This is a genomic window from Alteribacillus sp. HJP-4, assembly GCF_042139015.1.
Classification (GTDB): Bacteria; Bacillota; Bacilli; order Bacillales; family Marinococcaceae; genus JBHIKY01.
In genome coordinates this window covers 1-12,889 of the sequence record NZ_JBHIKY010000001.1, presented here as the reverse complement: position 1 = coordinate 12,889, position 12,889 = coordinate 1, and the positions used below count along the sequence as shown (strand labels likewise).

Here is a 12,889-nt window from a genome sequence, read left to right as displayed (position 1 = left end):
GGAGAGAAGGTTGGTTAAAGGACGATTATTTCAATTCGTGTACACCGTATGTCAGTGGGTATGTTATTTCTTCTATTTAAATGTCATGTGGACAGCCTGTACACTTCTTGGAGGCATCGTATTTGGAGCTGCACCGAGTACTGTCGCCCTGTTTGCTGTTGCCAGACGTAAAGCGCTCGGAGAAGAGGATATACCGGTATTTAGGATGTTTTGGCAGGTGTATAAAAAAGAGTTTATAAAAGCTAATGGTCTTGGCATGTCCTTAATTGCGTTCGGAATGCTCTGGTACTTTAATTTAAACTTTTTCCGCAGCTTTGAGGGAGAGATGTTCTTTTTAATGAATGTAGTCATGACTGTCATCGGGGTAGTGTTTATCTTCATGCTCTTCTTTATCTTCCCAGTCTATGTTCATTACGACTTGAAATTTATAGATAACATTAAATACGCAATCGCAATGAGCTTTTTAAACCTGAGTAATGTAATATTAATGGTGATCACGATGGTATCCGCATATTATTTCTTCATAACTTTTCCAGGTTTTATTCCCATACTCGGTGTCAGCCTGTTCGTTCAGCTGAATATGTGGATGGCTTACCAGTCGTTCAAAAAAGTCAAACAAAAAAATACAATACTGCAAAGCAAAACGGCCTAATTTTATTAGGTCTTTTTGCACTATTAGTAAAGGAAGGAAATCTCATGTTAACTGCTCTGAATTACTGCTTAGAGAAAGTTCTGCCATACGCTATTCCCATCATCGTTCTACTGGGTGTCACGATTTTGAACGGAGCAGAGGCATTATCACCACTCGTAAAATGGATATTTGCATTTATTAGTTTTTCAAGCTGTCTTAACCTGAATCTGACTCAATTGAAAAAAGCTTTTACCAGTCCCCTTCCTATTATAGCCAGCATGATAATTTTACAGGTATTTATTCCCGCGGTGGCATACGTTGCGGGACTCGCTTTTTTTTCAGACGATATTTATTTAATTACCGGGCTGGTGCTTGCATTCACGATTCCGACCGGTGTTATCACCATAATGTGGACGGGAATATTCGGAGGTAATACAGGAATTACACTGGCTGTCGTTCTGCTGAATACGCTGGTTTCTCCTCTGCTTGTGCCATTAACATTGAATATACTAGTAGGAGCTCAGGTAGCTATGGATGTATGGGGACTGATTACGGGACTGCTGTGGATGGTAGTGGTGCCTTCTCTTCTTGGTATAATTGTGAACAGGATCATTGACGGCAGGTCGAAGAAATTTGGAGCATCGCTCGCTCCTTTTTCAAAAATTGGCGTTTTGACAGTAATTTTAATAAATAGCGCCGTGGTTTCTCCATATTTTCAATCGATTAACGGCAGGCTGATTTTTTTATTTTTGCTGGTCGCTTGTATTGCCTGTTTTGCCTATGTGGTCGGATTCAGCACAGCCAGAGTATTAAAATGGGAGAAAAGTACTTCGGTCAGCTTGATGTATACGAGTGGGATGAGGAATACCGGCGTCGGTGCTACACTTGCTATCACGTATTTTCCGGCAGCAGCTGCTCTTCCAGTCGTATTGGCCATCATATTCCAGCAGGTATTGGCAGTCCTTGCCGGGAAGTATGTTCAGTATTATTTTATGAATAAAGATGAAAAAGAAGAAGATTTCCGGTTCAATCAATAAAAGAAAGAAAAGTGCAATGAGAAAGCATTGTTTCTAGATGCAGGAAGAAGTGATGTAAGATGGAAGACCAGACTTCTGCATTAACTTATAAAAAACTGGCAGGTTTTTTTATTCCACTTGGAGTGTCCTCGAGCCTGACAGCTATCACGCATATTATTATTAATGGTACGCTCAGCAGAGGGGAGGATGCTGCTTTTATCATCGCTTGTTATGCGGTGGCACTTGCAATGTTTGGTCTGGTGGAAAAACCGATGATTGTTTTTCGTCAGACCAGCTCTGCTCTAGTTAAGGATATGCGCTCGTTTAAGGTGCTCTCTGTTTTATTCGTCTATGTAAGCATATTGATGGTTTCCATAAGTATGATAATCAGCTTTACCCCCCTTGGAGCCTGGATGTTTGTCCACTTATTTAGTGCAGATGACAACATGGTACGGACAATCTCAGTCACTTTCGGCGTTATTTCAATTGTAATCATCTTTTCAGGAATCCGTGGAATTTATCAAGGGGTTATTATCCGCAACCTGGAGACGAAATGGCTGACGATCGGTGTTGTCCTGCGGCTGGCGGGAATGTTTGCAGCCGCTTTTTGGTTTGTTGCCACAGACAGTGTGACCAGCATGACCGGAGCTGTATTATTTTTGGTCGGAATGTTCATTGAATGTGTGATCAGCGTGTGGAGAGGACACAATATATTAAAGAATAAAGACCCGGCTCCTCATCAATTAAAAACAAAAGAAATTATGCCATTTTACCTGCCGCTCGTTTTTTATTTCCTTTTTCAAACGCTGCTGCAGCCATTAATTTATGTCTTTCTTGCGAAAAGTGAAGAAATTGAGCTGAGCATTGCTTCCTTTGCGCTAGCGTTTGCGATTTCTCAATTGATGCTGAGCTTTTTCATGTACACTCACCAAATTGTGCTACAATTTTATCAAACCGATAAAAACAAAGTGTGGAAATTCAACATTTTTCTCAGTCTTGCGCCGGCTCTTTTACTTTCATTAATGTCGTTTACTGCATTTGGGCCATGGTTTATGAAAACAGTGATGGGCGCGGAACCGGCACTCGCGGATCCGACTCTTCTAGTTCTTCAGTTTTTTATTTTAAAAGTACTTATTTTTCCATGGGTTGATTTCTTCAACGGCTTCATTATGCTGGAACGTCATACGAGAAAGATGCTGTTTGCGCAGACGATTAATTTACTCGTTGTTTTTATCGTCTTGTATGGCCTGGTTTCTCTGTATCCCGAGTGGAATGGGGTGAATGGAGCGATCGCCGCGTCAGTGGGGGAGCTAGCAGGACTCGCAGCGGTGATTTTCATTGTATTTCGCAGCAGAGAATACCGTGCATTAAATTCAAAAAAGCAGATGCGTGGATAAGGCAGGGGGTGGCCTGTTTATGAGCATTAAAGATAAGACAGCAACGAGCAGACAGTTTGTGATGCGTTTTTTGAAAACGCTTCACCCAACTTCGATATTTAACCAGTTTACAAAAATACGCAACAAAATCTTCTCGCTCACCTTTTTATTACTGTTTGCTTTTGGTGTGCTGGGCCTCCTCATTTTTCATTTTCTTTCTATTATATATGAAGATAAAATATTTGAAGAGTCTGCTGACAGTCTACACCTTGCGTCCACTGTTCTCGACAGGGAGCTTGAGAAAATGGAAGAGCTTTCTTTTCAAATTGTGACAGACCCGAGTATACAGTCTATCATGGCAGACTTAAGGGAAGAGAATATAAGCTATGATGCCTACCGGACAAGAACGGAGCTAACAGACCGGCTGACGCTTTTTTTAAATCAAGAATCATATATTTCCTCCGTACAGGTTATCGATGTGCGCGGCGATATAATTCGAGCAGGATTTTCCCCGGAGGATATGCAATATAGAAAAATTATTAATAGAGTGGATGAAGTAGGGGGAAGAAACATCTGGCAGGGAGCTGAGAATGGGAAGTCTCTGCTGGCAGCGAGGGAAATAAAGCAGGAAGCAGGCTTTTCGTTAGAAAATCTCGGATATTTGATGATCATGTTAAATCTTGAAGATCTCATTGACGACACACTGAATTTTTCTTCAAATAAAAACTTTGTCATCACGCATAGAGACGAGATTATTTATTCTGATGAGTTTACAGATGCTGAAGTTAATTCATTTCTCGATATCCAGTCAAGTGAAGATTATCAGATCAGAGATGTGGATGGCAGCCGCTATTTCATCACACCGCAGCCTTCCCGTTTTTTTAATATGACCTACTACAATATTCTTTCTTTTGAAAATGTGGCCAGTCAAAAACAGCTGATTACCCGTGTCATGATCATTTATATTATCCTTGTCACATTTATTACGGTTTTCATCAGCCGCCAGTCGGCAAAAGCAATCTCACGACCGATTGAAGCCTTAACTTTAAAGATGAAGAAAGTACAGCAGGGGAATTTTGATCAGGTCGAATACGATCAGGAGCATTATTTAAAGGATGAAATTGGCGACCTGCAGCAGAACTTTCATATCATGCTTGATAAAATAAATGAATTAATTAAAGAAAACTACACAAAACAGCTGGTAATAAAAGAAACGGAATATAAAGCACTGCAATCGCAGATCAATCCTCATTTTCTTTACAACACACTGGATTCCATTCATTGGATGGCTAAAATGAACCAGCAGCTGAAAATTTCAGCCATGGCAGAAGCCCTCGGAAATATGATGAGAAATATTATAAGTAAAAAAGATCCATTAATTAAAATTAAAGAAGAATTGGAAATCGTGGAGAATTATATTACTATCCAAAAATACCGGTACAGTGACCGCCTTAACTTTCATCTGGAAAGAGATCCGGAATTGGATGTATCCAGCATACCAAAGCTAACCATTCAGCCGATCGTGGAGAATGCCATTCAGCACGGCCTGGAGGAAATGATTGATACGTGTACAATCACCGTGAATATCGTTTCAAAAGGAGATTTTCTTGATATTATCGTTAAAGATAATGGACCGGGGATGCCGGAAGAAACGATTGAGCAGATTTATGAAGGAAAGGTAAAGCCGAAGGGATCGGGGATTGGTTTATATAATATCAACGAAAGAATCCACTTAATGTTTGGAAATGATTATGGGGTAAATATTGCAAGTGAGATTGAACAGGGCACAACTGTAACGATTACACTGCCATATATAAAGGGGTGAGGCCGGATGTATAATGTGCTCGTAGTCGATGATGAAATAAATATATTGGAAGGAATATCGATGCTGGTTAATTGGGAAGAATGCGGCACCCGGCTGGCTGGCAAGGCCTATAACGGCAAAATGGCCTTTGAAATGATTCAAAAAAACCCTCCTGATATCGTAGTGACTGATATAAAAATGCCGGGCATGAATGGAATAGAGCTTATTGAAGCTGTTCATGAGGTGCTTCCGGAAATCCGCTTTGTCGTGCTCTCAGGATATGATGAGTTTGAATTTGCCAAAACAGCTATGCGATGCGGGGTCAAGCATTACCTTTTAAAGCCGAGCAATGAAAAGAAAATTGAAGAAGCTTTAAAGCAGCTGGTCGAGGAACTGCAGAGCGGAGCAGAAAAAGAGCGTTTTATTGAAGAAATACAAACAAGCCTGAAAAAGGTTATCCCAAAAGCGAAGGAACAATTTTTGCGTGAATTCATTATAAACAAAAAATACGATAGAAAAGAATTGGATTTTTACAAGGAATTGTTCGGGATTGAAGAACGGTCGGAATCGTATAGACTGCTTGCATTTGTTCTGGATGACGAGGAAGGCAATTTTGAAAAGCTGTTTTCCTTAAAAGAATTGGTGACCAAACAATTAGAAAATGAGCAGCGTATTCTTCTTTCTACGATCATTTCTGAAAGGATTGTCCTGTTAGTGGAAGAATCGCCACCAGAGTCTTTACTTGAACAAGTAAAACAAGTACAGGAAACATGGGAGACTTATTATAAAAGTACTTTCACCACCTCCATCAGCACAACAAACTCGATTACGGAGCTTCGTCCGTTATATCAGGAGATTCTCGATGGCCTGGCCCACCAATTTTATTTAGGGAGCGGCGGCATTATTACTGCGGATGATATTAATGCTGGAGAGACAGCGCCCCACAAAGCCTTTTCCTTTGATCATGAGGAACTAATCCTGGCCATTCGCAGTGGAAATGAAAAAAATGTTAGGCTGATACTTGATCAATTTTTCAAGGAATTAGTAAAAACAAAAGAAGAGGTTCAAGTCGTGCGCTCTCACTGCATCGAATTATTCATGTCCATGATCAGACAGACGAAAATAGAAGTGATGGATCAAATGTTTGAAAAAATAAAAGAATTTCATACGTTTTCCACTCTACCTGAAATCGAGAATTTTATGAAGAACGTGGCCGGTGAAATCGCAGAAATGAACTATGATGCGAAGAAAAGGACACAAAACGATCTGGTGAACCAGGTTATTGCATACGCTCATGAACATATTAAAGAAGAAACGTTATCGTTGTCCTTCGTTGCATCTGATGTATTTTACATGAATTCTGATTACCTCGGAAAATTATTCAAAAAAGAAACAGGGGAGAAATTTTCTGCTTATTTAATGAGACAGCGGATGGCAAAGGCGATGGAGCTGATCGAGCAGACGGAAGAGCCGAAAGTGTTTGAGGTAGCGGAAGAAGTTGGATTCGGAAATAACCCTCGTTATTTCAGCCAGGTTTTTAAAAAACATACCGGGTTGACCCCTTCAGAGTATAAGAAAACTGATTTGGAAAAAACCATTTCCGAATCTGAGAAGGATATTCGGGATTAATAAGAATAAAGCTGAATAATCCCTTACAATGATAGGATAATTATTATGTGTTTGTAAGGAGCGGTCAGGAATGAGCGGTTCAAATACGATAGATTACCGTCCTAAGCCTAAACCTGGGAAAGCAGCAGGGCCGGGAGAATTTACGATAGCTGCCATCGGGCTTGAGCACGGACATATAAACGGAATGTGTGAAAAGCTGATGGAAGCCGGCGCTGAACTGAAATGGGTGTTTGATGAGGACAGGGAGAAAATAAATCATTTTTTAAAAAAATTTCCAGGTGTCAGGCAGGCTGCTTCGAAAGCTGAAATACTGGAGGATCACGAAGTTCAGATGGTAGCCGCTGCCGCTGTACCCTCTCAGCGTGGAGACCTTGGTCTTGAGATATTAAGCGCCGGCAAACATTATTTCACTGCGAAAACCCCTTTCACGGCGAAAGAGCAGCTTGAAATAGCGAAGGCTAAAACGGAGGAAACCGGGCTGAAATGGGCGATCAATTATAGTGAAAGAGTAGCGGTGGAAAGTGCGGTGTTTGCCGGTCAGCTGATAGATGAAGGAGCAATCGGCAGAGTTGTTCAGGTTATTGGAACAGGGCCGCACCGTTTAAATGCACCGGCAAGGCCGGACTGGTTTTTCAAAAAAGAGATGTACGGCGGAATTTTGTGTGATATTGGCAGTCATCAAATTGAACAGTTTTTGTATTTCACGGGGGCAGCATCAGCGCATGTGACCCTAAGTAACGTTGCCAATTATAAAAATAAACAATTTCCGGAATTGGAGGATTTTGGCGAAGCTTCCTTAACAGCAGATAATGGGGCTGTGAATTATTTCCGTGTAGATTGGCTGACACCGGACGGACTGCCCACCTGGGGGGACGGACGAACGGTCATCCTTGGTACAGATGGCTATATTGAACTCAGGAAGAACCTTGACGTAACAAAAGATACTGGGCCCAATCATCTGTTTCTTGTCAATCATGAGGGGGAGAGGTATTTTTCGCTGACAGGGCAAGTCGGGTATCCCTACTATCGTGACCTGATACATGATTGCATGCATGGTACGGAAAATGCGATGACTCAGGGACACGCCTTCAAAGCAGCAGAGCTATGTCTTGAGGCACAGGAAAAAGCAAATTGGCTCGAAAAGTGACTGGAGAGAGGAGCAGGAAAATGAAACGATCATTAGCAATAGTTCTCGTTGGTATCGGCGGGTATGGAAATGACTATCTCAGAGAAATGCGGGAAAACGACCTGCTTGATTATATAGAAGGCGTTGTTGATATTTATCCGGAAAAAAGTGATTACTATGAAGAGATTAAATCAAGAAATATTCCTGTGTACGCTTCCTTAGAAGCTTTTTATGAGTCACACAGCGCAGATCTGGCTGTCATTTCAACCCCGATTCATTTTCATACAGCTCAGACAATCTGTGCGCTGGAAAATAACAGCAATGTCCTTTGTGAAAAGCCCATGAGTCCTAGCGTTGAGGAAGCCGAACAGATTATCGCATTAAAAAGTGAAAAGAGTAAGTTTGTAGCGATCGGCTTTAACTGGTCATTCAGCAGCTCTATCCAAGAGCTGAAAAAGGATATTCTTAACGGTGCCTTTGGAAAGGCCAAACGCTTAAAAACGCTGGCGCTCTGGCCGCGAAACGATGACTATTATGCAAGGTCTCCGTGGGCAGGTAAAAAATACAGCAGTGCCGGAAGTTTAATATTTGACAGCGTGGCCAATAACGCTACATCACATTTTCTGCATAATATGTTTTATATACTCGGGGACAAACAGTACAAAAGTACTGATATTACAGAAATAACAGCTGAGCTGTACAGGGCCAATCCCATCGAAACGTTTGATACTTGCGCTCTGAAAGGCACCACCGAAAATGGAGCTGATTTTTATTTCTTTGCAGCTCATGCAGTAGCCGAACAGCTTGGACCAGTATTTGAATATGAGTTTGAAAAGGCAGTGATTACTTATAATCGATATGAGCCAATGAAAGCAGTTATGGCAGATGGCACTGTTAAAACTTACAGCGACCCTGAAAAAGAGCGTTCTATCAAAATTCACCGCTGTATTGAAATGATTGAAAAGAATGAGTCAGAACCAATGTGCGGACCTGAAGCGGCTTTAACCCACGTGAAATGCATCAATGGACTTCATGAGTCTGTGCCGGAAGCAATTGATTTTCCGGAGGCAGTCATACACTATAATAAAGAAGAGAAGCGCAGGGAAGTTGAAGGACTCGAAGCTGTCCTGAAACAGTGTTATGAGAAATGGAGGCTTCCGAGCGACATTGAAGCAGCGGTATGGGCTCAACGCGGAGGACTTATTACAAATCAATAAGCAAAAATGGAGCCCGGCGTCTGCCCAAGGCTCCATTTCTTCGATAAATACCATTTGGTTAAGAAAGTTTCATAAAAAATTATTCAGCTCACTGCATATCTTCTTTATACTGCATATACACCACGTGAGTTTCGAGATGTTCCTCGAGACCATGGCGTCCATCCGCCCCGCCGATTCCGGATTGCTTTCGGCCGGCGTGGAAGCCTTGAATGGCTTCAAAGTTTTCACGGTTTACAAAGGTTTCTCCGAATTTTAGTTCATTGGCGGCCCTCATAATTTCATGATAATTATCGCTGAAGATGGACGAAGAAAGACCATATTCTGTATCATTGGCTTTTTTTATTACTTCATCCATTGTGCTGTAGGTCATTACTGGTATGACCGGACCGAATATTTCATCCTGGATAACATTCATTTCCTGCGAAACATCAGTAAGCACCGTAGGTACATAATAATATCCTCTGCCATTACCTGCTGTCTGTCCACCGGTACGGACTGTAGCTCCGGCACTGACTGCTTCTTTTACCATATCTACGACACCATCAAGCTGATCTTTATTCACTAGCGGGCCGATTTCAGCGCTGCTATCCTCTAAGGAATCGCCGATTTTCGCTTTTTTCATTTTATCAATCAGCCGCTCGGTAAACTCTTCCGCTACGCTTTCATGAACATAAACACGCTCCGCATTTGTACAGGCCTGTCCATTGTTAATTGTTCGGGAAAGATAAATATTTTCTACCGCTGTGTCTAAATCAGCATGCCTTGTGACAATGGCAGGAGCTTTGCCGCCAAGCTCGAGATTTACCTTCGTAATTCCCTGTGCTGCGGCTTCCATCACTGCGGTACCTGCCGGCTTGCTTCCGGTCATGGAAACCATGCCAATTTTTTTATGGGAAGCTAGCGTATTGCCAACGGTGGAGCCTTTTCCATATACAACGTTTAAAACGCCTTTCGGGAGATCAAGCTCATTAATAAGGTTTATCATTTCTCCTGTTGTATTCGGAGTTACCTGAGCAGGTTTAATCACAACTGTACACCCTGTAAGGAGTGCAGGTGCAACCTTTCTTGCAAAAATAAATATAGGAAAGTTCCATGGGATGATACCGCCAATGACTCCAATCGGCTTTTTCATAACTAAAATATTTTCATTCGGGCGGTCGCTATCTAAGATTTCCCCTTCATACTTCCGTGCCCAGCCTGCCATATATCGAAAATAATCTACAGCTGTATCAACCTCGGCTTCAGACAGAGAAAGAACCTTCCCGTTCTCCTGCGTGAGACAACGGGCGAGGTGATCCTTATTTTCCTCAAAAACATCTGCAATTTTCGTCAAGTATTCTGCCCGTTCAATGACAGGCGTCCTGCTCCAATTCTTAAAAGCAAGATCCGCCGCTTCAATCGCAAGCTCTGTTTCCTTTCTTGAGCCGGAAGGAATCGTAGAAATGACTTCTTCTGTGGCAGGATTAAGAACTTCAATAGTCTCGTCATGATCGGATGTAATCCATTTATTATTGATATAATGTTTATAAGTTGTCATGATATACCTCCTAGGATGGAACGTGATTGTTCTATTCCACATTTTTATGGTTTTAAACATTCCCGGAAGCACGTATGGTAAACTTACAACCAAATGAGAACGCTTGATGGCAGGTGTTAGGATGAAGATTTTAGTAATAGAAGACAATGAAAGTGTCCGTTCCATGCTGGAAATGTTTTTTTCAAAAGAAGGCATGGAAAGTACATTTGAAACAGATGGATTAAAAGGCTATCAACGTTACAAAGATGGCGGATGGGACCTTTTGATTATTGACTGGATGCTTCCTGGAATGGACGGTGTGACGCTCTGCCGAAAAATTCGGGAAGAAAAAGGTACGGTTCCTATTATTATGCTGACTGCCAAGGACAGTGAGTCTGACCAGGTCATCGGTTTTGAAATGGGGGCAGACGATTATGTAACGAAGCCGTTTAGTCCGCTCGCATTAATGGCGAGGATCAAAGCAGTAACACGGAGGACCGCAGCAGCCGCCGCTCCTGAAAAAAATGTGACAGAGACACGTTTCTTCCGGATCAATAAAGAGACTAGAGAAGTTTTCTTTCAGGGAGAGACCGTTTCCAATCTGACGCCAAAGGAATTTGACCTATTATTTTATCTCCTTCAGCATCCCCGCCAGGTCTTCAGCCGGGAACAACTGCTCGAACAGGTGTGGGGCTATGATTTTTACGGAGATGAAAGAACGGTGGACGTTCATATTAAGCGGCTGCGGAGAAAATTTCAAGCTGACCACTATTCTTTTTTCATCACGGTGTGGGGAGTCGGGTATAAGTTCGATGAGGTAGAGAACAGTCATGAAAATTAGATATATGTATCAGCTGCTTATCAGCCACGTTGGTGTTTCCATACTCGCAATTATATTGCTCGGCCTGCTGTTTGTTCATTATATGGAAGAGTTTGTTTATGAGGACAAAGTCGATGAACTGACCAGCTATGGGGAGGATATACTCTATGATATTAACCGCGGCCGGACAGGGGCAGATCTTCAGCCATACACGTTAATCCTGCAGGGACGAAATATTGATTTCAGCGTGTTTGATAACGAGGGCCGAGTGCTATATCCTGTTACGGGGGAATATCGCAACCCTCAGCTGACCGAAGAAGAGTGGGAACAGATCCAGCAGGGGTCTAAATTGGAAATTACGAGGGATGTGGCACGGTTTGATCAGACCGTTTCACTTGTCGTTCTCCCTTATTTTGAAGGCGGAGCGCTTGCCGGCGGGATTTTACTCGTTTCACCAATCAGTAACTCCGCCGAAATGATAAGTCAAATCAACAATTTTTTACTATATACAGTATTCATTGCCCTGGCATCAGCCCTGCTGCTGAGCTATGTATTATCACGATTCCACGTAAATCGAATTGAAAGGCTCCGTCATGCAACCTCAGCCGTTGCAAGGGGAGATTATGACGTAGATGTCCCGTCCTCTGATTTTGATGAAATCGGTGAACTGGCTAATGATTTTCATGAAATGACGGTGAAAATCAAAAAATCCAATGAAGAAATTGAAAGCCTCGAAAACCGGAGACGCCAGTTTATTGCCGATGTTTCTCATGAAATGAGAACGCCTTTAACGACTATAAACGGGGTAATTGAAGGAATAGAACGGAACATGATTGAGGAGTCAGAAAAAGAAAAGGGACTTCAGTTAATCGGTCAGGAAACCAAACGGCTTATCCGGCTTGTAAATGAAAACCTTGATTACGAAAAAATCCGCTCCAACCAGATCACCCTGCAGAAGAATACGATTCAGGCAAGCGAAATTTTGGAGGTTATTAAAGAATTTCTCGTGATACAGGCTGAGGAAAAGGAGAACGAAATCATCATTGATTCGAGTGAAGAAGTGATGGTGTATGCCGATTACGACCGCCTGATTCAAATTCTAATGAACATTACAAAAAACAGTCTTCAATTTACCGAAAAGGGGCAGGTGTGGCTGAGGGCCAGGCAGCAGAATGATGCAGCCATTTTTGAAATTGAAGATACCGGCATCGGCATTGAGCCGGAGAAAATTGAATCGATCTGGAGACGTTTTTACAAGGCGGATTTATCGAGAACAAATATCACTTTTGGGGAGTTCGGACTCGGCCTCTCTGTCGTTAAACGGTTGGTGGAACTGCATGACGGCACCATAGATGTCAAAAGTGAACAAGGCAGAGGCACCACATTCATAATACGACTGCCGATACAATAATTAAGCCAGCTTAAGGTCAGTGCAACCTTAATAGCTGGCTTTTCTTCTATGCTTAAGATCTACTGAAAACGCAAGCTGGATGGGGCCAGGTCTTCGGATTTATTGCAGGCTAAATTTGCGAAAAACTCAAATGTCGTGAAACGACATCAGGTTACGCGGACACTGATTCCGCTAAATGCTCCAAACAGCCTGGTTTTATTGGTTTGCCGGACATGATGGACCTCTGTCAAGAAAGTGGACACCCTTTAACAGAATAGGAATGATGCGATGGTGACAGCTACAGATCATTCTTCCCTATGTTTCAATCGTAGATGATCTCGCAGAAGCGTCAAGCCCAGCCCGC

The 12,889-nt window shown here is 42.3% G+C and carries 10 protein-coding genes; 9 read left to right on the top strand and 1 reads right to left on the bottom strand.

Annotated elements, in window-relative coordinates; translation table 11 throughout:
• Positions 1 to 10: 10 nt before the first annotated feature.
• From ACE4RR_RS00050 to ACE4RR_RS00020, 7 genes are all read left to right on the top strand, one after another.
• Entirely contained in the window at positions 11 to 652 is a 642-nt protein-coding gene (locus tag ACE4RR_RS00050) for a YesL family protein (protein ID WP_375533343.1), read from the top strand.
• A gap of 44 nt (positions 653 to 696) precedes the next feature.
• On the top strand, positions 697 to 1,668 hold the full coding sequence (locus tag ACE4RR_RS00045; RefSeq protein WP_375533342.1) for a bile acid:sodium symporter family protein: 972 nt from the start codon (positions 697 to 699) through the stop codon (positions 1,666 to 1,668).
• A gap of 59 nt (positions 1,669 to 1,727) precedes the next feature.
• Positions 1,728 to 3,044, top strand: coding sequence for a multi antimicrobial extrusion protein MatE (locus ACE4RR_RS00040; protein WP_375533341.1), 1,317 nt, complete (start codon positions 1,728 to 1,730; stop codon positions 3,042 to 3,044).
• Between the two features lie 19 nt (positions 3,045 to 3,063).
• A complete protein-coding gene (locus ACE4RR_RS00035; protein ID WP_375533340.1) occupies positions 3,064 to 4,848 on the top strand; it encodes a cache domain-containing sensor histidine kinase in 1,785 nt (594 codons plus the stop codon).
• A 6-nt stretch (positions 4,849 to 4,854) separates the two neighbouring features.
• Positions 4,855 to 6,456 carry a response regulator transcription factor gene (locus tag ACE4RR_RS00030; protein ID WP_375533339.1) on the top strand — a complete coding sequence of 534 codons (1,602 nt, stop codon included), beginning with the start codon at positions 4,855 to 4,857 and terminating at the stop codon, positions 6,454 to 6,456.
• A 70-nt stretch (positions 6,457 to 6,526) separates the two neighbouring features.
• Positions 6,527 to 7,603: a Gfo/Idh/MocA family protein gene (locus ACE4RR_RS00025; RefSeq protein ID WP_375533338.1), complete on the top strand. Its 1,077-nt coding sequence runs from the start codon at positions 6,527 to 6,529 to the stop codon at positions 7,601 to 7,603.
• 20 nt (positions 7,604 to 7,623) lie between these two features.
• Positions 7,624 to 8,799: a Gfo/Idh/MocA family protein gene (locus ACE4RR_RS00020; protein WP_375533337.1), complete on the top strand. Its 1,176-nt coding sequence runs from the start codon at positions 7,624 to 7,626 to the stop codon at positions 8,797 to 8,799.
• Between the two features lie 88 nt (positions 8,800 to 8,887).
• Here the strand turns inward: ACE4RR_RS00020 and aldA are convergent, their stop codons facing one another.
• Positions 8,888 to 10,336 carry an aldehyde dehydrogenase gene (gene aldA, locus ACE4RR_RS00015; protein WP_375533336.1) on the bottom strand — a complete coding sequence of 483 codons (1,449 nt, stop codon included), beginning with the start codon at positions 10,334 to 10,336 and terminating at the stop codon, positions 8,888 to 8,890.
• 121 nt (positions 10,337 to 10,457) lie between these two features.
• Between aldA and ACE4RR_RS00010 the strand changes: the two genes are divergently transcribed.
• Complete coding sequence (locus tag ACE4RR_RS00010; RefSeq protein ID WP_375533335.1) at positions 10,458 to 11,156, top strand: winged helix-turn-helix domain-containing protein; 699 nt, start codon at positions 10,458 to 10,460, stop codon at positions 11,154 to 11,156.
• On the top strand, positions 11,146 to 12,546 hold the full coding sequence (locus tag ACE4RR_RS00005) for a sensor histidine kinase (RefSeq protein ID WP_375533334.1): 1,401 nt from the start codon (positions 11,146 to 11,148) through the stop codon (positions 12,544 to 12,546). The genes ACE4RR_RS00010 and ACE4RR_RS00005 overlap by 11 nt, the downstream gene beginning before the upstream one ends.
• The last annotated feature ends 343 nt before the right edge of the window (positions 12,547 to 12,889 follow it).